This is a genomic window from Erythrobacter sp. S249 (genome assembly GCF_057364975.1).
This window is the reverse complement of record NZ_CP200287.1, coordinates 89,596-110,482: the sequence shown is the minus strand read 5'-3', so window position 1 is coordinate 110,482 and position 20,887 is coordinate 89,596. Positions and strand designations below refer to the sequence as shown.

General features: G+C 57.8%; 32 protein-coding genes. 2 read left to right on the top strand and 30 right to left on the bottom strand.

What is annotated here, in order from left to right; genetic code table 11:
* Nucleotides 1–93 precede the first annotated feature (93 nt).
* Both AC0V6V_RS00575 and AC0V6V_RS00570 read left to right on the top strand, forming a co-directional pair.
* Nucleotides 94–1,440: an amidase family protein gene (locus AC0V6V_RS00575; protein ID WP_486163551.1), complete on the top strand. Its 1,347-nt coding sequence runs from the start codon at nucleotides 94–96 to the stop codon at nucleotides 1,438–1,440.
* A gap of 57 nt (nucleotides 1,441–1,497) precedes the next feature.
* The gene (locus AC0V6V_RS00570) at nucleotides 1,498–2,151 is read left to right on the top strand and encodes a trimeric intracellular cation channel family protein (RefSeq protein WP_486163550.1); all 654 of its coding nucleotides are present in this window, start codon (nucleotides 1,498–1,500) and stop codon (nucleotides 2,149–2,151) included.
* 46 nt (nucleotides 2,152–2,197) lie between these two features.
* On the opposite strand, the gene AC0V6V_RS00565 is transcribed toward AC0V6V_RS00570, so the two are convergent.
* The 30 genes from AC0V6V_RS00565 to rplC form a co-directional block, all read right to left on the bottom strand.
* On the bottom strand, nucleotides 2,198–3,004 hold the full coding sequence (locus tag AC0V6V_RS00565) for a hypothetical protein (protein WP_486163549.1): 807 nt from the start codon (nucleotides 3,002–3,004) through the stop codon (nucleotides 2,198–2,200).
* Between the two features lie 129 nt (nucleotides 3,005–3,133).
* Entirely contained in the window at nucleotides 3,134–3,670 is a 537-nt protein-coding gene (locus tag AC0V6V_RS00560; protein ID WP_486163548.1) for a hypothetical protein, read from the bottom strand.
* A 154-nt stretch (nucleotides 3,671–3,824) separates the two neighbouring features.
* Complete coding sequence (locus AC0V6V_RS00555) at nucleotides 3,825–5,237, bottom strand: serine hydrolase domain-containing protein (RefSeq protein ID WP_486163547.1); 1,413 nt, start codon at nucleotides 5,235–5,237, stop codon at nucleotides 3,825–3,827.
* A gap of 117 nt (nucleotides 5,238–5,354) precedes the next feature.
* A complete protein-coding gene (gene rplQ / locus AC0V6V_RS00550; RefSeq protein ID WP_472644985.1) occupies nucleotides 5,355–5,783 on the bottom strand; it encodes a 50S ribosomal protein L17 in 429 nt (142 codons plus the stop codon).
* Between the two features lie 81 nt (nucleotides 5,784–5,864).
* Nucleotides 5,865–6,920: a DNA-directed RNA polymerase subunit alpha gene (locus AC0V6V_RS00545; RefSeq protein WP_472638979.1), complete on the bottom strand. Its 1,056-nt coding sequence runs from the start codon at nucleotides 6,918–6,920 to the stop codon at nucleotides 5,865–5,867.
* A 121-nt stretch (nucleotides 6,921–7,041) separates the two neighbouring features.
* Nucleotides 7,042–7,431 carry a 30S ribosomal protein S11 gene (gene rpsK / locus AC0V6V_RS00540; RefSeq protein WP_472638980.1) on the bottom strand — a complete coding sequence of 130 codons (390 nt, stop codon included), beginning with the start codon at nucleotides 7,429–7,431 and terminating at the stop codon, nucleotides 7,042–7,044.
* Nucleotides 7,432–7,492: 61 nt separating this feature from the next.
* A complete protein-coding gene (gene rpsM, locus AC0V6V_RS00535; RefSeq protein WP_486163546.1) occupies nucleotides 7,493–7,861 on the bottom strand; it encodes a 30S ribosomal protein S13 in 369 nt (122 codons plus the stop codon).
* Nucleotides 7,862–8,268: 407 nt separating this feature from the next.
* Nucleotides 8,269–8,973 carry an SRPBCC family protein gene (locus AC0V6V_RS00530; RefSeq protein WP_486166128.1) on the bottom strand — a complete coding sequence of 235 codons (705 nt, stop codon included), beginning with the start codon at nucleotides 8,971–8,973 and terminating at the stop codon, nucleotides 8,269–8,271.
* 98 nt (nucleotides 8,974–9,071) lie between these two features.
* The gene (locus AC0V6V_RS00525) at nucleotides 9,072–9,716 is read right to left on the bottom strand and encodes an adenylate kinase (protein WP_486163544.1); all 645 of its coding nucleotides are present in this window, start codon (nucleotides 9,714–9,716) and stop codon (nucleotides 9,072–9,074) included.
* A gap of 30 nt (nucleotides 9,717–9,746) precedes the next feature.
* On the bottom strand, nucleotides 9,747–11,108 hold the full coding sequence (secY, locus tag AC0V6V_RS00520; RefSeq protein WP_486163543.1) for a preprotein translocase subunit SecY: 1,362 nt from the start codon (nucleotides 11,106–11,108) through the stop codon (nucleotides 9,747–9,749).
* Nucleotides 11,109–11,273: 165 nt separating this feature from the next.
* On the bottom strand, nucleotides 11,274–11,786 hold the full coding sequence (gene rplO, locus AC0V6V_RS00515; RefSeq protein ID WP_486163542.1) for a 50S ribosomal protein L15: 513 nt from the start codon (nucleotides 11,784–11,786) through the stop codon (nucleotides 11,274–11,276).
* 71 nt (nucleotides 11,787–11,857) lie between these two features.
* Entirely contained in the window at nucleotides 11,858–12,043 is a 186-nt protein-coding gene (gene rpmD / locus AC0V6V_RS00510; protein WP_472644979.1) for a 50S ribosomal protein L30, read from the bottom strand.
* Between the two features lie 5 nt (nucleotides 12,044–12,048).
* Nucleotides 12,049–12,876 (bottom strand): 30S ribosomal protein S5, encoded by an 828-nt coding sequence (gene rpsE / locus AC0V6V_RS00505; RefSeq protein WP_486163541.1) that lies wholly within the window; start codon nucleotides 12,874–12,876, stop codon nucleotides 12,049–12,051.
* Nucleotides 12,876–13,220 carry a 50S ribosomal protein L18 gene (rplR, locus tag AC0V6V_RS00500; RefSeq protein ID WP_472638986.1) on the bottom strand — a complete coding sequence of 115 codons (345 nt, stop codon included), beginning with the start codon at nucleotides 13,218–13,220 and terminating at the stop codon, nucleotides 12,876–12,878. The genes rpsE and rplR overlap by 1 nt, the downstream gene beginning before the upstream one ends.
* A gap of 1 nt (nucleotide 13,221) precedes the next feature.
* Nucleotides 13,222–13,755 (bottom strand): 50S ribosomal protein L6, encoded by a 534-nt coding sequence (gene rplF, locus AC0V6V_RS00495; RefSeq protein ID WP_486163540.1) that lies wholly within the window; start codon nucleotides 13,753–13,755, stop codon nucleotides 13,222–13,224.
* Complete coding sequence (gene rpsH, locus AC0V6V_RS00490; RefSeq protein ID WP_486163539.1) at nucleotides 13,755–14,150, bottom strand: 30S ribosomal protein S8; 396 nt, start codon at nucleotides 14,148–14,150, stop codon at nucleotides 13,755–13,757. Before rpsH ends, rplF begins: the two co-directional genes overlap by 1 nt.
* An 11-nt stretch (nucleotides 14,151–14,161) precedes the next feature.
* On the bottom strand, nucleotides 14,162–14,467 hold the full coding sequence (rpsN, locus tag AC0V6V_RS00485) for a 30S ribosomal protein S14 (RefSeq protein WP_472638988.1): 306 nt from the start codon (nucleotides 14,465–14,467) through the stop codon (nucleotides 14,162–14,164).
* Nucleotides 14,468–14,507: 40 nt separating this feature from the next.
* On the bottom strand, nucleotides 14,508–15,095 hold the full coding sequence (gene rplE, locus AC0V6V_RS00480) for a 50S ribosomal protein L5 (RefSeq protein ID WP_486139395.1): 588 nt from the start codon (nucleotides 15,093–15,095) through the stop codon (nucleotides 14,508–14,510).
* Complete coding sequence (gene rplX, locus AC0V6V_RS00475) at nucleotides 15,088–15,408, bottom strand: 50S ribosomal protein L24 (RefSeq protein ID WP_472644974.1); 321 nt, start codon at nucleotides 15,406–15,408, stop codon at nucleotides 15,088–15,090. The genes rplE and rplX overlap by 8 nt, the downstream gene beginning before the upstream one ends.
* Entirely contained in the window at nucleotides 15,408–15,776 is a 369-nt protein-coding gene (rplN, locus tag AC0V6V_RS00470; RefSeq protein WP_010411138.1) for a 50S ribosomal protein L14, read from the bottom strand. Before rplN ends, rplX begins: the two co-directional genes overlap by 1 nt.
* Before the next feature lie 83 nt (nucleotides 15,777–15,859).
* Nucleotides 15,860–16,150, bottom strand: a complete 291-nt coding sequence (gene rpsQ / locus AC0V6V_RS00465; protein ID WP_472638991.1) for a 30S ribosomal protein S17 — start codon at nucleotides 16,148–16,150, stop codon at nucleotides 15,860–15,862.
* A gap of 10 nt (nucleotides 16,151–16,160) precedes the next feature.
* On the bottom strand, nucleotides 16,161–16,382 hold the full coding sequence (rpmC, locus tag AC0V6V_RS00460; protein WP_472638992.1) for a 50S ribosomal protein L29: 222 nt from the start codon (nucleotides 16,380–16,382) through the stop codon (nucleotides 16,161–16,163).
* Nucleotides 16,379–16,813, bottom strand: coding sequence for a 50S ribosomal protein L16 (gene rplP, locus AC0V6V_RS00455; protein WP_472644970.1), 435 nt, complete (start codon nucleotides 16,811–16,813; stop codon nucleotides 16,379–16,381). Before rplP ends, rpmC begins: the two co-directional genes overlap by 4 nt.
* Nucleotides 16,814–16,827: 14 nt before the next feature.
* On the bottom strand, nucleotides 16,828–17,523 hold the full coding sequence (rpsC, locus tag AC0V6V_RS00450) for a 30S ribosomal protein S3 (protein WP_486139396.1): 696 nt from the start codon (nucleotides 17,521–17,523) through the stop codon (nucleotides 16,828–16,830).
* A gap of 1 nt (nucleotide 17,524) precedes the next feature.
* On the bottom strand, nucleotides 17,525–17,902 hold the full coding sequence (gene rplV / locus AC0V6V_RS00445; RefSeq protein WP_486163538.1) for a 50S ribosomal protein L22: 378 nt from the start codon (nucleotides 17,900–17,902) through the stop codon (nucleotides 17,525–17,527).
* A complete protein-coding gene (gene rpsS, locus AC0V6V_RS00440; protein WP_472644967.1) occupies nucleotides 17,902–18,177 on the bottom strand; it encodes a 30S ribosomal protein S19 in 276 nt (91 codons plus the stop codon). The genes rplV and rpsS overlap by 1 nt, the downstream gene beginning before the upstream one ends.
* A gap of 6 nt (nucleotides 18,178–18,183) precedes the next feature.
* A complete protein-coding gene (gene rplB / locus AC0V6V_RS00435; protein ID WP_486139398.1) occupies nucleotides 18,184–19,020 on the bottom strand; it encodes a 50S ribosomal protein L2 in 837 nt (278 codons plus the stop codon).
* Nucleotides 19,021–19,028: 8 nt separating this feature from the next.
* Nucleotides 19,029–19,337, bottom strand: a complete 309-nt coding sequence (locus tag AC0V6V_RS00430; protein ID WP_472638998.1) for a 50S ribosomal protein L23 — start codon at nucleotides 19,335–19,337, stop codon at nucleotides 19,029–19,031.
* The gene (gene rplD / locus AC0V6V_RS00425) at nucleotides 19,330–19,953 is read right to left on the bottom strand and encodes a 50S ribosomal protein L4 (protein WP_486163537.1); all 624 of its coding nucleotides are present in this window, start codon (nucleotides 19,951–19,953) and stop codon (nucleotides 19,330–19,332) included. The genes AC0V6V_RS00430 and rplD overlap by 8 nt, the downstream gene beginning before the upstream one ends.
* Nucleotides 19,954–19,957: 4 nt before the next feature.
* Complete coding sequence (rplC, locus tag AC0V6V_RS00420) at nucleotides 19,958–20,737, bottom strand: 50S ribosomal protein L3 (RefSeq protein WP_486163536.1); 780 nt, start codon at nucleotides 20,735–20,737, stop codon at nucleotides 19,958–19,960.
* Between the last annotated feature and the right edge of the window lie 150 nt (nucleotides 20,738–20,887).

The window sequence follows — 20,887 nt, the reverse complement described above, 5'->3', positions numbered from 1 at the left end:
TGGCAGCTCAGGCCGTTTGAGCGCGCCCACACAAACACGGCAATTGATCCTGTCCCCTCTCGCCCCTAGAACTGGGCGTGAGGGGATGATCATTTGGCCTATCCAACACTGACCGACAAACCCGGCGCGCTTGAAACGGCTGCGGCCATCCGTGCTGGAGAAATGAGCCCGGCGGAGGCGGTGGATGCCGCGATCATCCGAATTGAGCACTTTGATGGCCATGTAAATGCGCTGGCCGTGCCAGATTTTGAGCGCGCTAGTGAAGCTGCCCGCGCGCTCGACGGGGTCACGCCGCGCGATGATCAGCCGCTGTTTGGCGTGCCGATGACGATCAAGGAAAGCTTCGACATTGAGGGGCTGCCGACCTCTTGGGGTCACACACAGTTTGCGGGCAATATTGCGACACGCGATGCAAAGCTTGTCGCAAAGCTCAAGGCCGCTGGCGTCATCTTCATCGGCAAAAGCAACGTTCCGCCCGATCTCACCGATTGGCAATCGAACAACCCAGTCTATGGCCGTACCAACAATCCGCACGATCATGACCGCTCACCCGGTGGATCATCCGGCGGGTCAGCCGCCGCCGTCGCTAGCGGAATGGTGCCTTGCGAATTTGGCACGGACATTGGCGGCTCTGTACGCGTGCCGGCGCATTTCTGCGGGGTCTGGGGGCATAAAAGCAGTTGGGGTCTGGTCTCCAAACACGGCCATGATCACCCAGCGATGAAGGGCAAAGATGGGCACGATGGCGCGCTGTCGATTGCCGGGCCATTGGCGCGCAATGCCGATGATCTTGCCGCCCTGATGCGGATCGGTGCCTCCATGCCGCTGCGCGAGGGCGGCAAGCCACTGAAGCAATGCCGCCTGCTAGCGGTGCTCGATTTCCCGGACAGTCCGATTGACGAAAGCGTACGCGCTCCAACTGAGGCCGCGCTGGCTGCTCTGGAGGCCGCTGGTGTGAGCATCGACCGGAGCAGCGACCTGCTGCCCGATCTCGCTCAGCAACAGGCGGATTACCTGAGGATGATGAACACCGCGATGGCGCGCGGCGCGCCTGCGCCCAATGGCAAACGCGCAACCGCCACTGATTGGTTTGACCTGCTGGATGCGCAAATCCGCTACGAGATCGCATGGGAGCGCGTGTTTGAGACCTACGACTTTGTCCTAGCCCCGCCCGCGCCGGTGCTGGCCGTGCCGCATAGAGATGGGTCGATCTTCGATGCCACCTTGCACGTCAACGGCGCGGAGATGCCTGCGGGCGCCGGCCTGACATGGGCGGGGCTTGCGACCTTCCCCAACCTGCCCGCAACCTGCCTACCTATCGGGTCCGGCACCAATCGCGGCGCGACCCTGCCCTGCGGAATGCAGGTAATGGGTCCGCGCTGGTCCGATCTCGATTGCATCCACGCAGCCAAAGCCATAGGCGAAATCCTGCACGGTTAGAATCGCCCGCAAAGGACTTGGCATGACCAGCCGCAGCGCGCACGCGGAGATCCAGTCATGAACGAGGAAATTCTTACCCCGGTTCTCGATATTCTCGATGTCGTTGGCATCGCGATCTTCGCTCTGTCTGGCGCGGTCATCGCCGCCAAGGAACGCCAGACCTTTGTCACCATGGCGTTCTTCGCGCTCGTCACGGGCGTGGGCGGAGGCACGGTGCGCGATCTGCTGATCGATGCGCCAGTGTTTTGGATCACGGACCCGTGGGTGGCGGCCATCTGCCTATCCACCGCATTGTTCGCTTGGTTTACCCCGACCCGTTTCTGGGAGGGCAAATTGTTCGATATCGCTGATGGCGCTGGTCTCGCGGCCTATGCCGTCCTGGGCGCGGCAAAGGCGACTGCCTACGGCATTCCTCCAGTACCCGCCGCGCTGATGGGGATCATCACCGGCTGTGTCGGCGGGATCATCCGCGATGTCGTGGCCGGCCGCCCGTCGGTGATCATGCGGCCAGAGCTATACGTCACAGCAGCGGCGCTGAGCGCCTCTCTGACCGTAGCAGGAATGCTGGCAGCACCGCATCTCGGCCTGCCCGATATGGCCGTTTGGGCCATCGCCTTTGCGGCGGGTTATGCGCTGCGCGTGGCGGCGGTCGTGTGGCAGATATCGCTGCCGTCTTACCGCGAAAGCCCCACGAAAAAAGGGGCGGAATAGCCCGCCCCTTCCCTCAAATTTCAGATCTTAGCCGTCTGGCCCAGGCTTAACCGCCGATGTCGCCATCCACACGGTCGTCAAAGCTCTCGCCCGGTAATGGTCCGCCCGGATAGGCTGGTTGCGCCGAGTTCTCAGGCGCCGGCCGCACCGCTGCCGCTTGATAGCGGCGGTCAGGCTCAGACATGCCGCGCGCACGGCGTGCCTCGGTGTAGCGATCATCGCTCAGCTGGCGGTCGTCCACATCGTCAGCAGACGCGCCGGAGAAACCGCCGCCAAAGTCAACATTGCTGACCCGGCCATCATTGCCGATCTGACAGGTGAAGCGATCACCATTGTAGATTGAACCGGTCACGCGCCAGCCCTCGCCTGTGCGGTCAACGCTGTCCACGCCTTCCACCCGCACGTCACGCTCAATCTGGTTCACACAGCGTGAGACGGCATTGTCGATGCCTGAGCCGCTGTCAGAGCGGCTGTCGCCCCGGCGGCGATCGCGGTTGTCATAGTCCCGGTCGCGCCGGTCATAGTCGCGGTCCCGGTCGCGGTCGCGCTTGTTGTTGGACGCCGCGCTAGCAATTGCGGCAATCCCGCCAAGGATCAGGACACCTGCAACGACGTCACCAGCGTCGACCCGGCGGTGACGCCGATAGCCGCGATACCGGCGATAGCCAAAATAGTCAGCCGCCTCCGCCTCTGGCGCGAACAAGTCAAATGCTGGTGCGCTGGAAAACGTCCCCTCAGCCAGACTTGTTGGTGCTGCGCTATTTGACAGTTCAGCGGCGCTTGCTGGCGCAGCGGACAAAGCGCTTGCCGCTGCAATGCCGGTCAATACGCCAAAATACTTCATATGGGCCATTGGGGTCCCTCCTGTTGCGGATGAGCGTGCCACCAATCGCTCTCTTGTGCCTATGCGCATAGGCGGCCCAGGCTTACACTTGCCTGAACCGCCCACGCTGGTGGTCATAGAGGTCTGTTGGACCGGATATTACCGAAGCCCGCGAACGCCGTTAAAATCGACCTGGGCGCCGCGCTGTCTACCGACATAGCAGGTGAAACTGCCGCGGTCAGAACGGTTGCGGTTGTATCCGCGCGATCCGTCAACAATGATCCGGCCTTTAACGCGGTAACCATTGCGGGTGCGATCAACATCGCGGATCTGCGTCACATCGGCGAAACGATATCCGCCAAACCTGCGTGCTTGGTTTTCAGCTGCTCGGACACACCGATCCACTGCACCGCGCGGATTGCTACGCGTGTTGTAGTTTACACGGGTGTTATAATTACGGTTGTCGTAATTCCGATTGCGATCTCGATAATTGCGGTCGCGGTCATTATCAAAGGCGCCGGCCAAAGCGGCAATTCCGCCGATAATCACAGCGCCAGCGATCACATCGCCTGCGTCAATGCCGCGATCACGATGGCGTTCTTGCGCCATGGCTGGAGTTGCAGATGCCAGGGCCATCGCGCCTGCCGCGACAGTCCCGAGCGTGCCCTTGGCCAACATATTGGTCAATTTCGTCATAGGGTTTCATCCTCGGGTTACGCCGAAACGGGGGTGTCCCGGCTACAAAACCCTTATGGACGATTCGCTATTGTCTAAGCCTGACTGACCTTTGCAGCGATTGTTCAGGTTTATGGCGACTTATCTGAATATCGCGATCTCCACCCTCGGTGGATCAATCGAGCGTAGCCAGCACATCACGGGTAAATGCGGCAATATCAAAGCGCGTGCCGACCATGTCCTCGCCCCGGCGCACGATCACAACATTGCGGGAAGGCACGACGACGACATATTGTCCGCGATTGCCGCGCGCGGCGAAGGCGTCGTCAGGAATGCCCTCAAATGCATTGCCCTCCGGCCGCTTGAAGGTCCACCAACCCGCACCATAGCCCCAGTCAGTGCCCTCCGGCTGAGGACCTGATGGGGTGGAGACGTATTCGACCCAGTTTTCAGGGAAACGCTGATACCGGGACCACTGCTTGCCCTTGTCGAGATACAACTGCCCCAGAGCCATCAAATCCTCACCCGAAGCCCAGACCTGACTGGATAGGACGTAGTTCCCTTGCCAGTCTCGCTCTATCGACGCGTCGAACATGCCGAGCAGATCAGCGAGCTTTTCTGGCTCTTTTTCGTCAATCCACTGTTGGATCGGCTCAATGGCCATCAGTGTATCGTTGTTAGCATAGCGGTAAACCGTACCGGGTTTGTGAACGAGTGGCCAGTTGCGGGCTCGCTCGTCAACGGTGGTCCCGCCCCAATACAGAGGGTCTGTGCGATTGCCTGCTGTGTCTGAATATCGACCTGTCGCCATGCGAAGCGCGTGGTCAATAGTGATAACGGACCGAGGATCGCCCTCGCCCAGCCCCGCACTTTGAGACACATCCACTGCGCCGTCCATCACCGCCATGCCGACAAACGTCGCAGCGATGCTTTTTGCCACAGACCAGGTACGTTGGGGCGTGTGACGAGCGTAGCCATCTGCGAAACCATCAAACAGCATCCGGTCATTCTGGCTAATCAAGACAGCTGTAGTGCGAGCCCCTTCACCGTAGTCACCACCGAATGCCGATTGGCCGACTGTCTGTAGCGCCGCGTTGTCGCGATCAACAAATACAGGCATGTTTGGTGCCTGCATGCGCATGCTGGCAGTTTCGTCCGTGAGTTCGGACGGATCCGTCCCAATTGGCAAAACGGCACATCCGGCGCGCCCGCGATACTCGGCAATCCTAGGCGGCATATCTTCGGCCCAAGTCACCTCGACATGGCGCACGAAACCAGCCTTTGGACTTTGAAACTCAATCGGTTCGCCTCGCACAATCTTATAAGGTAGATCGCGGATAACATCATCAAGCGGCGCCTGAATTCCCGTCAATTCCCACTCATGGATTTGCTCCGGCGTACGGTCCGAGCCGACGCGTTCAGAGTTCGCAATCCCGCTGCACAACATCAACGCCTTGTACCCCGCCGCAAGCGCGCGGTCATAGCGCGCATCCAGGCGTTCCTGCGCCGATTGGGCAGCTGCCGGAGCGGCAGAGAGGGATGTGAGAGCGAGAGCCGCGCCTGCGGCAGCAATGAGTGTGGTCTTCATGGGCATGACACTAGCCGCAGTGTCTCAAAAGAAAAACCGTGCAGTCGCCGCCGCATAACAAAAAGGGCCAGCGGATCGCTCCGCCAGCCCTTTGCTGTCTCACAAGAGAAGCTCAGCTTACGCCGCGACTTCTTCTTCGTCATATTCGTCAGACATAACCGGACCGCTGTCTTGGCCCTTGGCTTCTGGATCGCGCTCAACCAATTCGATGATGGCGAGCTGCGCGCTGTCGCTGGCGCGGTAGCCAGCCTTGATCACGCGGGTATAGCCACCGTCACGGTCGCTGTAGCGCTCGGCCAGAACGTCAAACAGCTTCTTCAGCTGTGTCTCGTCCAGAAGACGCGACTGAGCCAAACGGCGGTTTGACAGGCCGCCACGCTTTGCCAGCGTGATCAGCTTCTCAACGTATGGACGAAGTTCTTTCGCCTTTGGCAGAGTGGTTTGGATCTGCTCGTGCTTGATCAGAGCCGCTGCCATGTTGCGGAACAGAGCCTTACGGTGGCCCGACTTACGGCTCAGCTTACGCTGTGAAATTCCGTGACGCATAATTCATATCCTTCGTTTGTAAGGGGCCCGTATTAGGTAGCCCGGTACTGGCGGCGCTTAAGGTGCGCCGCCGGAACCTGATTAACCCAGCAGCTCTTGCTCGAGCTTCTTGGCCATTTCTTCGATGTTCTCCGGTGGCCAACCTGGAATATCCATGCCGAGGCGCAGACCCATGCTGGAGAGAACTTCCTTGATCTCATTAAGCGACTTGCGGCCAAAGTTTGGCGTGCGCAGCATCTCGGCTTCGGTCTTTTGAACCAGATCGCCGATGTAGATGATGTTGTCGTTCTTGAGGCAGTTCGCAGAACGGACCGACAGTTCCAGCTCGTCGACCTTCTTGAGAAGGTAACGGTTGAGCTGGTTCGCATCGTCTTCTTGCGGCTGAGCGGCTTGGCCGATCATTGCACTTTGCGGCTGCGGAATGCCATCTTCGAAGTGGACGAACAGGGTCAGCTGATCCTGAAGAATGCGAGCGGCATAGGCCACGGCATCTTCTGGGGTCACAGTGCCATCGGTTTCAACCGTGAGGCTGAGCTTGTCATAGTCAAGCTCTTGACCAACACGGGCGTTTTCAACCTTGTAGCTGACCTGACGGACTGGCGAATACAGCGAGTCAATCGGGATCAGGCCAATCGGCGCATCAACCGGACGGTTCTGAACAGCAGGCGTGTAGCCTTTGCCCACGTCAGCGGTCAGCTCCATGTTGAGCGTCGCGCCTTCGTCCAAGTGACACAGGACCAGGTCCTTGTTCATCACTTCGATATCGCCAGACACAGCGATGTCACCGGCGGTGACTTCAGCTGGACCAGTCGCGGAAAGCTGCAGACGCTTCGCGCCTTCGCCTTCCATCTTCAAAGAGATTTGCTTTGCATTCAGCACGATGTCGGTCACGTCTTCACGCACACCGGCGAGCGACGAGAATTCGTGCAGTACGTTTTCAATCTTGATCGAGGTGATCGCTGCGCCCTGCAATGAGGACAACAGTACCCGGCGCAACGCATTACCGAGTGTCAGACCAAAGCCGCGCTCAAGCGGCTCAGCAACGAATGTCGTCTTGCGAGACTTATCGCCGCCTTCCTTGATTTCGAGAGCGTTGGGTTTCTTAAGTTCCTGCCAGTTCTTCGTATTGACGGACATGGATTTCCCCTAATTCGCTATGCAGCGGTTCAAATTATCGGCGGGCCTTGGCGCTTTCGCGAACTGCGCTTTGGCCGCCGGATTGTTGCGATGGCCACCAGGGCCACCGAACTGGGACGGTTTAGACGCGGCGCCGCTTAGACGGACGAACGCCGTTGTGCGGGATTGGCGTCACATCGCGGATAGATGTGATATTGAAGCCGACAGCTGCAAGACCGCGTAGTGCGCTCTCACGGCCAGAGCCTGGGCCCTTCACTTCGACTTCCAAAGTGCGAACACCATGCTCAGCGGCTTTCTTGCCCGCATCATCGGCGGCAACCTGGGCTGCATAAGGCGTCGATTTACGGCTGCCTTTGAAGCCCATCATGCCGGCACTGGACCAGCTGATCGCATTGCCTTGTGCATCGGTGATGGTGATCATCGTGTTGTTGAAGCTGGCGTTGATGTGAGCAACGCCGCTGCTGATATTCTTTTTGTCGCGTTTTTTAACCCGACCTGGTTCGCGTGCCATTTGGCTAAATCCTTTAACTCGTCAGAAGGTAAAAGCTCGCTTGGGAAGACCCAAGCAAGGCTTACTTCTTCTTGCCGGCGATCGGCTTGGCCTTACCCTTGCGGGTGCGGGCGTTGGTGTGAGTGCGCTGACCGCGCACAGGCAATCCATTACGATGACGCAGGCCGCGATAAGACCGAAGGTCCATCAGGCGCTTAATGTTCATCGCGGTGTTGCGACGCAGGTCGCCTTCGACGGTGTGATCAGCGTCAATCGTCTCACGGATACGCAGAACTTCTTCATCAGAAAGATCTTGCACACGTGCAGAGTGATCAATGCCAAGCTTGTCAGCGATTTTCACAGCGGTCGTGCGACCAATGCCGTGAATATAGGTAAGCGCGATAATAACACGCTTATTTGTAGGGATGTTCACCCCAGCAATACGAGCCACTTAATTCTCCATGCTCCACAGGGACATGAGCGCGACATGCAACCCACCCCTATCTCAACGCTTCACTAAAGATTTCCGCCGCCGTTCAGCCGATCTGACAAATGCCAAAACCGCTTAAACGGCAAAAAGCCCGGTTGGCATCCAATCAATAAGGCTACCTGCCGGACTCGGTTCGAAAATCTCGAATGAAGGGCGCGCTTAAGACGATTCGCGCAGCGCGTCAACCGCTAGCAAATCATAGCGCGACAATCGGACGAATTAGTTCGTCCGGTGGAACAGTTTAGCGGCAAAATTGCGCGAGGCATGCCCGCTTTGCTCACTTGTGATGTTTCGCAATTTAGCGCGCCGCGGGCGCAAGGTCAAAACTGGGCCTGTGAACCTGCGGAAAACTAGCCTTCGCGCCTGTACTAGTTGGCGCTTTCGACACCCTCAAGAAAGTCATCGCCGATCGCGCTGGCGCCCTCACCTGCTTCATCTGCTGGGGCTTCTGAACGTTCTTCAGCGCTTTCGTCCGCGCTCGCTTCCTCGGTCGCGCCTTCAGCATCCTCGCTGGCGGTGGCCGGACCGGAGACGGTGCCAAGACTTTGCGCGAGGCCGGACAATTGCTGGGTCATCACCCCGTCAACCGCTGCGGAAATCTCTCCAATCTTATAGCGCATGGAGCCGCCGACATTGTATTCCCAGACGATCTTGGTGCCCTCCTCGACCTCGCTGATTGCAACGGTCAGAATGCCAGTCACCGGCTCACTTTGTAGCGGGCCGAGTGCGCCCTGCATCCGCAAAGCGCGTTCGGGATAGGCTTGAATCACACGCATGTGCTCAACGCTGCCCTCCAGCGTGATCTTCTCTGGGTCAGGATCTTCAGGAATGCGCTCGCAAAAGCATCCGCCTGCCTGCGGGGTAATAGTGAGGTTCGCAGAATTGCCAGACCATGTGTGCGAGGAATTCCACCAGCGAGCGGGCGAAATCAGCGCCAGCCAAACCGCTTTGGGGTTGGCCTCAACCACCGCCTCATCGCGGGTCACAAAGCTATTCTCGCTGGTCGCAACCACCTCGGCAGCAACCGGCTGAGCCGCCAACAATACCGCCAAACCAGCCAAAACTACACGCATCACAATCATCCTCTTCGCATCTCTATGCGAAGCGGTTTAGGCGATGCCGATAATGTGTGAAAGAGCAGAGTTAGCCCCCTGCCCCGCCAATTGCCCGCTTAAGCGAGCACCGCGTCAATCGCATTGGCGACATCGGTGATGCCCGCCATGCCATCCACCCGCGTCACAATGCCGCGCGCTTCATAGCCCGGCAGGATCGGCGCGGTTTCGCCGCGATAGACCGCCATCCGAGTGCGGACGGTTTCCTCATTGTCGTCAGGACGGCGTTTGAATTCTGTGTGCCCACAGCTGTCGCACACACCTTCAGACACTGGTGGGTTCGCCGTATCGTGATAGAGAGCTCCGCAATTCGCGCAGCTAAACCGGCCCGTGATCCGTTCAACCAGAGCATCAATATCGACGCCCAGCTCAATCACATGATCAAGAGTGCGGCCATGTTTGCTGAGAATTCCGTCCAGCGTTTCCGCCTGAGAAGCGGTGCGCGGATAGCCATCGAAGATCGCGCCCGTGCCAGCGTCCATTGCCGCGAGTTCAGCATCGATCAGATCAGCAACGATCTCGTCAGAAACGAGCTCGCCCGCATCCATCACGGCCTTGGCCTTTAGACCAACAGGCGTTTGAGCCTTCACCGCAGCGCGCAGCATGTCGCCGGTGGAAAGCTGCACCATCGCGTGCCGCTCTACTAGTCCGGCACTTTGCGTGCCCTTACCGGCACCCGGAGGGCCAAGAAGAATGATGTTCATCGCAAAATCCCCCAGATGCTCGCGCGCCGATTAGCGCTTACGGCCCTTAAGTTTCGCCTTTTTGATCAGGTCACCATATTGGTGCGCCAACAAATGCGACTGCACTTGGCTGATCGTATCAACTGTGACGTTCACCACAATCAGCAGGCTGGTACCGCCAAGGAACAGCGGCAGACCGGTCTGGCGAATGACATATTCCGGCAGCACACAGACAATCGCAAGATAGAGCGCGCCGACCACGGTGATGCGGGTGAGGACGTATTCGAGATAGTCTGCCGTCCGCTTACCCGGACGAATGCCGGGAATAAAGCCACCGTTCTTCTTCAGATTGTCCGCGGTCTCTTCCGGGTTGAACACAACCGCGGTGTAGAAGAAGCAGAAGAATATGATGCCCAGCGCATAAAGTGTGAGGTAAATCCACTCGCCTGGCTGGAGGTAGAACAACAGGCTTTGCGCAAATCCGCCTGCTCCTTCTTCACCCGTTGGGGCGCCAGCGAACTGAGTGATTGTCAGCGGCAGCAGCAACAGCGAGCTTGCGAAGATTGGCGGGATAACACCGGCGGTGTTGAGTTTAAGTGGCAAGTGCGAACGATCTGCCTGCATCACGCCATTTTGCGTGGCGCGCTTAGGATATTGGATCAGCAAGCGCCGCTGGGCCCGCTCCACGAAGGAGATCACCAGGATCAGCACCACAACCATGATGGCGAAGCCAACGATCAGACCAAGCGAAATAGACCCCGTACGGCCGCCCTCAAACATGTTGGACACGAACGTTGGGAATTGTGCGACGATGCCCGCCATAATGATCAGCGAGACACCATTACCGATCCCGCGCGAGGTGATTTGCTCACCCAGCCACAGCAAGAACATAGTGCCGCCGACAAGGCTGATGACGGCGCCGACGCGGAACATATAGCCCGGATTGACGACGGCTTGCAGCCCGCTTTGCGCGCCGAAGCTTTCAAGGCCTGCGGCCAGGAACCAGCCCTGAATGATGCACAAGAACACCGTGCCATAGCGGGTGTATTGGTTGAGTTTCTGACGCCCGGTTGCGCCCTCTTTCTTCAGCGCAGCGAGCGTTGGGTGCAGGGCCGAGGCCATCTGCACCACGATCGAGGCGGTGATATACGGCATAACGCCGAGCGCGATGAGGCTCATCCGCTCCAGGCTGCCGCCGGAAAATGTGTTGAACAGGTCAAGAATGCCGCCGCGTGTTTGGTCATACAGCGTTTCCAGGATCAACGGATTGACCCCGGGCAGCGGAACAAAGCTCAAAAAGCGAAAGACAATAAGCGCACCGATGGTGAACCAGATACGCTGGCGCAACTCCGTGGCTTTGGAGAAATTGGCGAGGCTCATATTGCTCGCGATTGAATCGGCGCGTGATGCCATGTTTAAATATCGATCCTAGCGTCTGGCTAATAGCCTGTCCTTGGGTGTCCTTGCCGTCCAGCAAGCCCGAAAAACAGACCAACCGGCCCTCACCGGTCTATGCACGAAGGATTAGATAGGGAGCGAGGAGCCGAATGTCGAACCCCTCGCTCACCAATACCCGCATTATTTGCTTTTTGCCGCCGCTTTCTCAGGGTTCGGCTTGCCCGAAGGCTTCTTCACGACAACGACTTCGACGCTGCCGCCGGCCTTTTCAACCGCTTCGATGGCGCCTTTAGACGCACCAGCAACGACGAATTTGACCTTGGCTTTCAATTCGCCCTTGCCGAGCAAACGAACGCCGTCTTTGCCGCCGCGAACCAGACCTGCGTCACGCAGAGCCGCTTCGTCGATGATTTTCTTGCCGTCGAGCTTCTTCGCGTCGATGAACTTTTGGACCATGCCAATGTTGATCTCTGCAAAATCTTTGCCGAACGGGTTGTTGAAGCCGCGCTTTGGCAGGCGCATGTGAAGCGGCATTTGGCCGCCTTCAAAGCCCTTGATCGCTACGCCGGAACGGCTCTTTTGGCCCTTCTGACCGCGCGCAGCGGTTTTGCCTTTGCCAGAACCGATACCACGGCCCTTGCGCATGCGTCCTTTACGGGCGCCTTCATTGTCACGGATGTCATTGAGTTTCATGTGTGCACTCGCTTTCGCTTTTGTTCGCGCTGAAAGAGTGAGGCCCCGCACCGAGCGAGGCCTCAATTATTTTAGTCAACCACTTCAACCAGATGCGGGATCTTTGCGACCGCGCCGCGAACTTCAGGGGTGTCCTGACGCTCGACAACTTTGTGCATCTTGTTGAGGCCCAGGCCGATCAGGATCTTACGCTGACTTTCTGGGCGACGGATCGGCGAACCGATCTGTTTGATCTTGATAGTTTTCTTAGCAGCCATTGGTCTTACTCCACAATCGCCGCGGCTTCAGCTTCTGCTTCCACCTCGCTTGAACCACCACGGCCCAGAAGGTCTGCGACCTTCTTGCCCCGGCGCTGAGCGACAGACTTCGGCGAAGTCTGGTTGGTCAGCGCGTCGAAGGTAGCGCGGATCATGTTATAGGGGTTGGACGAACCGACCGATTTGGTCACAACGTCTGCAACGCCCAGGCTTTCAAAGACGGCACGCATCGGACCACCAGCAATGATGCCGGTACCCGGAGGCGCTGTACGCACGGTCACCTTACCAGCGCCGAAACGGCCCTTGGCGTCATGGTGCAAAGTGCGGCCTTCTTTAAGCGGAACGCGAACCATCTTCTTACGAGCGGCTGCGGTTGCTTTGGTGATCGCCTCTGGAACTTCGCGAGCCTTACCGTGGCCAAAGCCAACGCGGCCCGCGCCGTCACCAACAACGACGAGTGCAGCAAAGCCAAAACGCTTACCACCCTTCACCGTTTTAGAGACGCGGTTGATGTGCACCAACTTCTCGATGATGCCATCATCTTCCTCTTCACGCTTACCGCGACGATTGTCACGGCCACCGCGACCACGGCCACCGCCGCGACTGTCGCCGCCACGGCCACGACCGCGGCCTTCACGTTGTTGAGGAGCATCGGTTTTTGCCGGTGCTTCTGCAGTCTTTGCTGGTTCACCAGTATCAGCCGACTGAGTATCAGCCGCCTCTGATGGTGTTTCAGCAACAGCCGGAGTTTCCGTCTCTACTGCAGATGCTGCAGTTTCTTCGGTCTTGGCCTCTTCAGCAGGCGCTTCGGTTTTCTTGTCGTCAGCCATCATCAGAACTCCAGCCCGCCTTCGCGAGCGGCATCGGCCAGCGCTTTCACGCGGCCATGAAACAGGAACCCGCCGCGATCAAACACGACAGTGGTCACGCCAGCCTTCTTGGCGGCAGCGGCGATATCCTTGCCCACTTGAGCAGCGGCATCGACATTTGCGCCAGACTTCTTGCCGCCCAGAGTAGATGCAGCAGCCACAGTGCGGCCATCAGCATCATTGATGATCTGAGCATAGATGTGACGACCAGTGCGGTGCACCGACAAGCGAGGACGATCGCCAGCACGCGTCCGCAGTGCGGTACGCACCCGGCGGCGGCGGCGTTCAAACAGGGAAAGCTTAGCCATCTTACTTCTTCTTCCCTTCCTTGCGGAAGACATACTCGCCGCGATACTTGATACCCTTGCCCTTATAAGGCTCAGGCTTACGCCAGCGGCGAATTTCAGCAGCAAGCTGGCCAACAGCCTGCTTGTCCATACCCGAAATCTCAACCGTGGTCTGATCAGGCGTTTTCACTTCGAGACCTTCAGGCACATCGATGTTCACATCGTGGCTGAAACCGAGTTCCAGCTTCAGAGACTTGCCCTGAGCCTTCGCACGATAACCAACACCTGAAATTTCAAGCGTCTTGGTGAAGCCTTCGGTGACGCCCTCAACCAGGTTAGACACCAATGTACGGTGCATACCCCAGAACGAGCGAGCCAATTTGGTGTCGTTCGCAGGCTTAACCTGGATCTCGTCACCTTCAACCGTGTAGCTGATGTGCTCAGACAGGCCCATCGTGAGAGTGCCCTTTGGGCCCTTCACGCTCAGCGTGCCATTCTCAATGCTGGCGGACACCCCACTGGGGATGGCGACAGCTTTTTTGCCAATACGGCTCATCAGAACACCTCCGCCAGCACTTCGCCGCCGACGTTGCTATCGCGTGCTTCGTTATCCGAAAGCACACCGCGCGGTGTCGAGACGATGGTGATGCCAAGGCCGTTGCGAACAGTCGGAAGTTCTTTCGAACCCGAATAGACGCGGCGGCCAGGCTTAGAGACGCGGCTTACGTGCTTGATAGCAGGCTCGCCTTCGAAATATTTCAGCTCAATCCGCAGCGCCGGGTGCTTGCCCGAACTGTCTTCGCTGTAGCCACGGATGTAGCCTTCGCGCTGAAGCACTTCGAGAACGTTTGCACGCAGCTTAGACGCTGGCGAAAGGACGGAATCCTTCTTCGCCTGCTGTCCGTTGCGGATGCGGGTGAGCATATCACCCAATGGATCGGTCATAGCCATCTATCAGCTCCTCACCAGCTCGACTTGGTAAGGCCAGGGATCAGACCCTTGTTACCAAGATTCCGCAATTCAATGCGGTTGATGCCGAACTTGCGGTAGTAGCCGCGTGGGCGGCCGGTGGTCGCGCAGCGATTGCGAACCCGCGTTGGGTTCCCGTTGCGCGGGAGTTCCGCCATCTTCAGGCGCGCTACCAGACGTTCACTCTCGTCGAGTGAAGTGTCCTTCGAAATCGCCTTCAGCTTAGCGTACTTGTCTGCGTACTTCTTAACGAGCTTCTTACGACGCTCATTCTTATTGATCGAACTCAGTTTCGCCATTGGACTTAAGCTCTCTTCTCTAGTCGTTGCGACACGCAGCTCACGCTGCGGCCTTTTCTTCAGACGGATTGGCTTCACCTTGGAAAGGGAAGCCGAGCAGGCGCAGCAATTCGCGTGCCTCCTCGTCAGTCTTTGCGGTGGTGGTGACAATGATATCCATGCCGCGCACCGTATCGATCTTGTCGTAGCTGATCTCAGGGAACACGATTTGCTCCTTGAGGCCCATTGCGTAATTGCCGCGGCCGTCGAACGACTTGGCGTTCAGCCCGCGAAAGTCGCGGATGCGTGGCATTGCAACAGTGACCAGACGGTCGAGGAATTCATACATGCGGTCACGGCGCAGGGTTACCTTGCAACCAATGGGCATGCCTTCGCGCAGCTTAAACTGAGCGATTGATTTCTTCGCCTTAGTGATCACTGGCTTTTGGCCGGCAATCAGGGTCATTTCTTCAGCTGCGATTTGAACTTTCTTTTTGTCCTGGCTCGCCTCGCCCACACCCATATTGAGTGTGATCTTCGCGATCTTAGGAACTTCAAGACGGTTCTTATAACCGAACTTCTCGGTCATCGCCTTGACGATCTGCTCGTCATACTTCGCCTTCAGGCGCGGAGTGTATGCATCAGCCATCGATGGTCTCTCCACTCTTCACAGCAACGCGAACCTTCTTGCCGTCCTTTTCTTCGAAACGGACTCGGGTTGGCTTGCCATCCTTAGGATCAGCCAAAGCAACCTTCGAGATGTTCATCGGCGCTTCAAAGCGATCGATGCCACCCTGCGGGTTTTGCTGGCTTGGTTTGCGGTGGCGGGCAGCCACGTTGATGCCTTCGACAACGACCTTGCCATCTTTTGGCATGACCTTTTGGACAGTGCCGGTGCGGCCCTTATCCTTGCCCGAAAGCACGACGACGCTGTCGCCCTTCTTGATCTTAGCAGCGGCCATTAGAGCACCTCCGGCGCAAGGCTGATGATCTTCATGAAGCCGCGGCCGCGAAGTTCGCGGACCACTGGGCCAAAGATACGAGTGCCGATTGGCTCTTCGCTCTTGTTGACCAGTACAGCGGCGTTGCTGTCGAAGCGGATCACGCTGCCGTCTGGGCGGCGAACGTCCTTCTTCGTGCGCACGATGACAGCGCGATGAACATCGCCCTTCTTCACCTTAGCGCGTGGCTGAGCTTCCTTCACGGAAACCACGATCACGTCGCCCACGGAGGCAAACCGGCGCTTAGACCCGCCCAGCACTTTAATGCACTGGACGCGCTTTGCGCCGCTGTTGTCCGCGACGTCGAGATTGGATTGCATCTGGATCATTGATCCGTTTCCTTCTCATTGGCTTGCCGAAACCAGTCCGGCAGTTCCTACGCGTGTCCTCGCCAAGGCGAGGATCAATTCAATCAGTTACCGGCTGCCTCGACATCGAGATCAGCTTCGACCGCTTGGGTTCCGCCTGCGGTAACCCGGTCTTTTACGATCCAGGTCTTGGTCTTGGAGATCGGTTTCGTCTCCTCGATCCGCACAACATCACCAACGGCAAATTCGTTTTTTTCGTCGTGAGCGTGATACTTCTTCGAACGACGGATGATCTTCCCGTAGAGCGGGTGCTTCACCTTACGTTCGACTTTCACGGTCACGGTCTTGTCGGTCTTGTCGGAGGTGACAGAGCCGATCAGAATACGTTTTGGCATTGTCTACTCCTTAAGCCTTCGCAGCGGCTGCTGCGCGCTCGTTCTGCAGCGTCTTGATCTGAGCAATCGTGCGGCGCACTTGCTTGATCCGAGCTGGAGCTTCGAGCTGGTTGGTCGCAGCCTGGAACCGCAGATTGTACTGCTCACGCTTCAGCTCGGTGAGCTCAGCGGAGAGTTGATCGTCGGTCTTGGTGCGAAGATCTTCGACAGCGATACTACCTTTAGCCATCATTTGCCTCCCAGGTGAGAGGTGTCGCCCAGACGAGCAACGACCTTGGTCTTGATTGGCAGCTTCATGGCCGCACGCTCAAACGCTTCAGCAGCGATCTTGCCTGGGACACCGTCGAGTTCGAACAGGATGCGGCCCGGCTTTACGCGAGCAGCCCAGAATTCAACGGAGCCCTTGCCCTTACCCTGACGAACTTCGGCAGGCTTCTTGGACACTGGCACATCAGGGAACACGCGGATCCAGAGGCGACCTTGACGGCGCATGTGACGCGTGATCGCACGGCGAGCCGCTTCGATCTGACGCGCGGTGATCCGCTCAGGCTCGAGAGCCTTCAGACCATAGGAGCCAAAGTTCAAAGTCGTGCCGCCCTTGGCGTCGCCTTTGATCTTGCCCTTAAAGGCCTTGCGATACTTGGTTTTCTTCGGTTGCAGCATTGTCTCTACCTACCTCAGCGAGCCGGCCGGACGCCGGAAGTCTGAGCTTCCATCATCAGGCGATCCTGCGCGGTTGGATCATGAGCGAGGATCTCGCCTTTGAAGATCCAGCACTTGATGCCGATGATACCGTAAGCGGTCAGCGCTTCGGTTTCGGCATAATCGATGTTGGCGCGCAGTGTGTGCAGCGGCACACGTCCTTCACGGTACCATTCAACGCGCGCAATCTCTGCACCGCCCAAACGGCCACCACATGTGATCTTGATGCCTTCTGCGCCGAGACGCAGAGCGGACTGAACGGCGCGCTTCATCGCACGGCGGAAAGCCACACGGCGAATGAGCTGATCAGCAACGCCTTGAGCAACGAGCTTCGCGTCGATTTCCGGCTTGCGGATTTCAACGATGTTCAGCTTCACTTCGCTCGAAGTCATCGTCGCCAGTTTGGCGCGCAGCTTCTCGATGTCCGCACCCTTCTTACCGATGATAACACCGGGACGGGCAGCATAGATCGAAATGCGGCAAAGCTTGGCTGGACGCTCGATCACCACCTTGGAAATCGCAGCTTGTGGCAGCGACTTGATGATGAACTTGCGGATCTCAATGTCTTCCTTGAGCAGGCTCGCGTAGTCACGCCCTTCGGCGTACCAACGGCTGTCCCAAGTACGGTTGATCTGCAGGCGCAGACCGATCGGATTACTCTTCTGACCCATCTTACGACTCTTCCTCTTCGCGAACTACGATGCGCAGCTTGCTGAACGGCTTCAGGATGCGGGTCGATTTACCACGGCCACGTGTGTGGAACCGCTTCATGGTAATCGCTTTACCGACCGAAGCCTCAGCAACGACGAGCGCGTCGACGTCGAGATTGTGGTTGTTTTCCGCGTTAGCGATCGCCGATGCGAGAACTTTCGTCGCATCCTTGGCCATGGCTTTCTTCGAGAAGGTGAGGATGTTGAGAGCCTCTTCGACCTTCTTGCCGCGAATTTGCTGCGCCACGAGGTTCAGCTTTTGCGCGGAACCACGAATGGAGGTGCCGACGGCCAAAGCCTCGTTATCAGCAACACGGCGAGGTGATTTTGCCTTGCCCATTAGCGCTTACCCTTCTTGTCGGCAGCGTGGCCAGGGAATGTCCGCGTAGGCGAAAACTCACCAAGCTTGTGCCCGACCATTTCCTCCGAAACCGAGACCGGGATGAACTTGTGGCCATTGTAGACGTTGAACGTCAGACCGACGAATTGCGGCAAAATCGTAGAGCGACGCGACCAGGTTTTGATCGGCTTGCTGTTGTTTGCCTCTTGTGCGTCCTCCGCCTTCTTCAGAAGGCTGAGCTCGACGAAAGGACCTTTCCAGACGGAACGTGCCATCGTGTCTTACCTCTTCTTCTTGGCGTGGCGCGAACGGATAATCATCTTATCCGTCTGCTTGTTTTTGCGAGTGCGAGCACCCTTGGTCGGCTTGCCCCATGGGGTAACCGGGTGACGACCGCCCGAAGTCCGGCCTTCACCACCACCGTGGGGGTGATCGACAGGGTTCTTAGCGACACCACGCGTCAGCGGCTTAATGCCCATCCAACGCCGGCGACCGGCCTTGCCCAGGTTTTGGTTTTGGTTGTCAGGGTTCGAGACCGCACCAACCGTACCCATGCAGTCAGCCCGCAGGTAACGCTGCTCACCAGAGTTGAGGCGCGCGATGACCATGCCGCGGTCACGACCGACCAGCTGGACATAAGCACCAGCAGAGCGAGCGATTTGACCGCCCTTGCCCGGTTTCATCTCAACATTGTGACAGATCGTACCAACCGGCATCTGACCCAGAAGCATCGCGTTCCCAGGCTTCGTATCGGTCTTCTCACCAGCCACAACCGTTGCACCAACGTCGAGACGCTGAGGGCACAGGATGTAAGCTTGCTCGCCATCTTCATACTTTAGAAGCGCGATGAAAGCCGTACGGTTCGGGTCATATTCGATCCGCTCGACGGTCGCAGGAACATCCCACTTCCGACGCTTGAAATCGATGAAGCGGTACTTTTGCTTGTGACCGCCACCAATGCCACGCGAGGTGACATGACCTTTGTTGTTCCGGCCACCGGACTTACGCTTGCCTTCCGTGAGCGACTTGACCGGCTTGCCCTTCCAGAGGCTGGTCTTGTCGACAAGGATAAGGCCGCGACGTGCGGGGCTTGTCGGTTTGTAATTCTTGAGTGCCATGATCCGCCTCAGATACCGCTAGTGATATCGATCATTTCACCCTCAACGAGGGTAACGATCGCTTTTTTCACGTCGATGCGCTTGTAAGGTTTACCCTTCCAGCGCTTGGTCTTGCCCTTGGTCACGATGGTGTTAACCGAAGTGACCTTCTTGTCGTAGATCGCTTCAACCGCTTCCTTGATCTGCGGCTTGGTCGCATCAAGTGCCACCTTGAAAACCACCGCATTGTTCTCCGAAAGAAGTGTAGACTTCTCGGTGATGTGCGGGGCCAAGATCACGTCATAGTGACGGGCATCAACTTCTTGCTTTTTAGCCATTGAAGCGCGCCTCCAACTTTTCGACAGCATCCTTGGTAAGGACCAGCGTGTCGTGGTTCAAAATGTCATAAACATTCGCGCCAGCTGCCGGCATCACATTGATACCTGGCAGGTTGCCAGCGGCCTTCTTGAAGCCGTCGTCAATGCTGTCACCGTCGATGACCAGCACTTTACCAGCCCAACCAGCCTTTTCGAGATGCCCTTTGAGCACCTTCGTCTTGGCTTCTTTCATAGCCAGGCTGTCAAGAACGACGAGGCCGTCCTTCGCCTTGCTGGAAAGAGCCATCTTAAGGCCGAGTGCGCGAATTTTCTTGTTCAGCGACTGGTTGAAGTCACGCTTGCGTGCACCATGCGCTTTACCACCACCGATGAAGATCGGAGCAGAACGAGCACCGTGACGAGCGCCGCCCGAACCCTTTTGCGGGCCGTGCTTCTTACCGGTACGAGCCACATCCGAACGCTCACGCGTTGGACGAGCAGTCCCGCGGCGATTTTCCAGCTGCCAGGTCACAACCCGGTGCAGAATGTCGGCTCGCGGAGTTACGCCGAACACATCATCATTAAGAGTGATGTCGCCCGAAGCCTTCCCATCGATTTTCTGGACTTTGACTTTCATGGTCTCAGCCCTCCTTGTTTTCGTCAGCTGCAGGCGCTTCAGCCTCAACAGCAGGGGTGTCAGCAGCAGCTTCAACCGGCGCAGCTACTTCAGCAGCTGGTGCAGCGGTTTCGATAACAGCGCCTGGGAACGGAAGATCGTCAGGCATTGCGAGCTTCACAGCGTCGCGAACCAGCAGCCAGCCATTCTTCGAACCAGGGACCGAACCCTTGATAAAGAGCAAACCACGCTCAGCGTCCGTGCGGACAACTTCGAGGTTTTGCTGGGTACGCTGACGGTCACCCATGTGACCAGCCATCTTCTTACCCTTAAACACGCGGCCCGGATCCTGACGGTTACCCGTCGAACCGTGCGAACGGTGAGAGATCGAAACACCGTGGGTGGCGCGCAAACCGCCGAAGCCCCAACGCTTCATGGCGCCGGCAAAGCCTTTACCCTGAGTGTGACCAGTGATGTCGACCTTTTGGCCAGCCAGGAAGTGATCAGCGCTGATAGTAGCGCCAACAGGGACAAGGCCCTCTTCGCTTTCGACCCGGAATTCAGCAACCTGCTTCTTCAGCGCGACTTCCGCTTTCGCGAAATGCTCACGCTGTGGCTTGGCTACATTCTTTTGTTTCGCAGTACCTGCGCCGAGCTGGACAGCAAAATAGCCATCACGCTCTGCGGTGCGGTGCGAGACAACCTGACAATCTTCCAGTGCAAGAACGGTCACGGGAACGTGACGTCCATCGTCCTGGAACAGGCGGGTCATCCCGACTTTCTTTGCGATCACGCCAGTGCGCATCGTCAAAACTCCTAAACAGAGGCACTCAGGGCCCATCCCAAAGTGCTTGCGAACCCGCCCAAAACAGACAGATCCATTCAACCCAGATTTTATGCATCGCCCCGTCCGGGCTGAATGCTCGCGCAGCCACATGGCCGGTTGAGCGAGACG

Coding starts and splice junctions, on each gene's coding strand:
- AC0V6V_RS00570 (WP_486163550.1), top strand. CDS start 1,498: ATGAACGAGGAAATTCTTACCCCGGTTCTCGATATTCTCGATGTCGTT.
- AC0V6V_RS00565 (WP_486163549.1), bottom strand. CDS start 3,004: ATGGCCCATATGAAGTATTTTGGCGTATTGACCGGCATTGCAGCGGCA.
- AC0V6V_RS00560 (WP_486163548.1), bottom strand. CDS start 3,670: ATGACGAAATTGACCAATATGTTGGCCAAGGGCACGCTCGGGACTGTC.
- AC0V6V_RS00555 (WP_486163547.1), bottom strand. CDS start 5,237: ATGAAGACCACACTCATTGCTGCCGCAGGCGCGGCTCTCGCTCTCACA.
- rplQ (WP_472644985.1), bottom strand. CDS start 5,783: ATGCGTCACGGAATTTCACAGCGTAAGCTGAGCCGTAAGTCGGGCCAC.
- AC0V6V_RS00545 (WP_472638979.1), bottom strand. CDS start 6,920: ATGTCCGTCAATACGAAGAACTGGCAGGAACTTAAGAAACCCAACGCT.
- rpsK (WP_472638980.1), bottom strand. CDS start 7,431: ATGGCACGCGAACCAGGTCGGGTTAAAAAACGCGACAAAAAGAATATC.
- AC0V6V_RS00530 (WP_486166128.1), bottom strand. CDS start 8,973: ATGCGTGTAGTTTTGGCTGGTTTGGCGGTATTGTTGGCGGCTCAGCCG.
- AC0V6V_RS00525 (WP_486163544.1), bottom strand. CDS start 9,716: ATGAACATCATTCTTCTTGGCCCTCCGGGTGCCGGTAAGGGCACGCAA.
- secY (WP_486163543.1), bottom strand. CDS start 11,108: ATGGCATCACGCGCCGATTCAATCGCGAGCAATATGAGCCTCGCCAAT.
- rplO (WP_486163542.1), bottom strand. CDS start 11,786: ATGAAACTCAATGACATCCGTGACAATGAAGGCGCCCGTAAAGGACGC.
- rpmD (WP_472644979.1), bottom strand. CDS start 12,043: ATGGCTGCTAAGAAAACTATCAAGATCAAACAGATCGGTTCGCCGATC.
- rpsE (WP_486163541.1), bottom strand. CDS start 12,876: ATGATGGCTGACGACAAGAAAACCGAAGCGCCTGCTGAAGAGGCCAAG.
- rplR (WP_472638986.1), bottom strand. CDS start 13,220: ATGGCTAAGCTTTCCCTGTTTGAACGCCGCCGCCGCCGGGTGCGTACC.
- rplF (WP_486163540.1), bottom strand. CDS start 13,755: ATGAGCCGTATTGGCAAAAAAGCTGTCGCCATCCCCAGTGGGGTGTCC.
- rpsH (WP_486163539.1), bottom strand. CDS start 14,150: ATGGCTATGACCGATCCATTGGGTGATATGCTCACCCGCATCCGCAAC.
- rpsN (WP_472638988.1), bottom strand. CDS start 14,467: ATGGCGAAACTGAGTTCGATCAATAAGAATGAGCGTCGTAAGAAGCTC.
- rplE (WP_486139395.1), bottom strand. CDS start 15,095: ATGGCTGATGCATACACTCCGCGCCTGAAGGCGAAGTATGACGAGCAG.
- rplX (WP_472644974.1), bottom strand. CDS start 15,408: ATGGCCGCTGCTAAGATCAAGAAGGGCGACAGCGTCGTCGTGCTTTCG.
- rplN (WP_010411138.1), bottom strand. CDS start 15,776: ATGATCCAGATGCAATCCAATCTCGACGTCGCGGACAACAGCGGCGCA.
- rpsQ (WP_472638991.1), bottom strand. CDS start 16,150: ATGCCAAAACGTATTCTGATCGGCTCTGTCACCTCCGACAAGACCGAC.
- rpmC (WP_472638992.1), bottom strand. CDS start 16,382: ATGATGGCTAAAGGTAGTATCGCTGTCGAAGATCTTCGCACCAAGACC.
- rplP (WP_472644970.1), bottom strand. CDS start 16,813: ATGCTGCAACCGAAGAAAACCAAGTATCGCAAGGCCTTTAAGGGCAAG.
- rpsC (WP_486139396.1), bottom strand. CDS start 17,523: ATGGGTCAGAAGAGTAATCCGATCGGTCTGCGCCTGCAGATCAACCGT.
- rplV (WP_486163538.1), bottom strand. CDS start 17,902: ATGGGCAAGGCAAAATCACCTCGCCGTGTTGCTGATAACGAGGCTTTG.
- rpsS (WP_472644967.1), bottom strand. CDS start 18,177: ATGGCACGTTCCGTCTGGAAAGGTCCTTTCGTCGAGCTCAGCCTTCTG.
- rplB (WP_486139398.1), bottom strand. CDS start 19,020: ATGGCACTCAAGAATTACAAACCGACAAGCCCCGCACGTCGCGGCCTT.
- AC0V6V_RS00430 (WP_472638998.1), bottom strand. CDS start 19,337: ATGGCTAAAAAGCAAGAAGTTGATGCCCGTCACTATGACGTGATCTTG.
- rplD (WP_486163537.1), bottom strand. CDS start 19,953: ATGAAAGTCAAAGTCCAGAAAATCGATGGGAAGGCTTCGGGCGACATC.
- rplC (WP_486163536.1), bottom strand. CDS start 20,737: ATGCGCACTGGCGTGATCGCAAAGAAAGTCGGGATGACCCGCCTGTTC.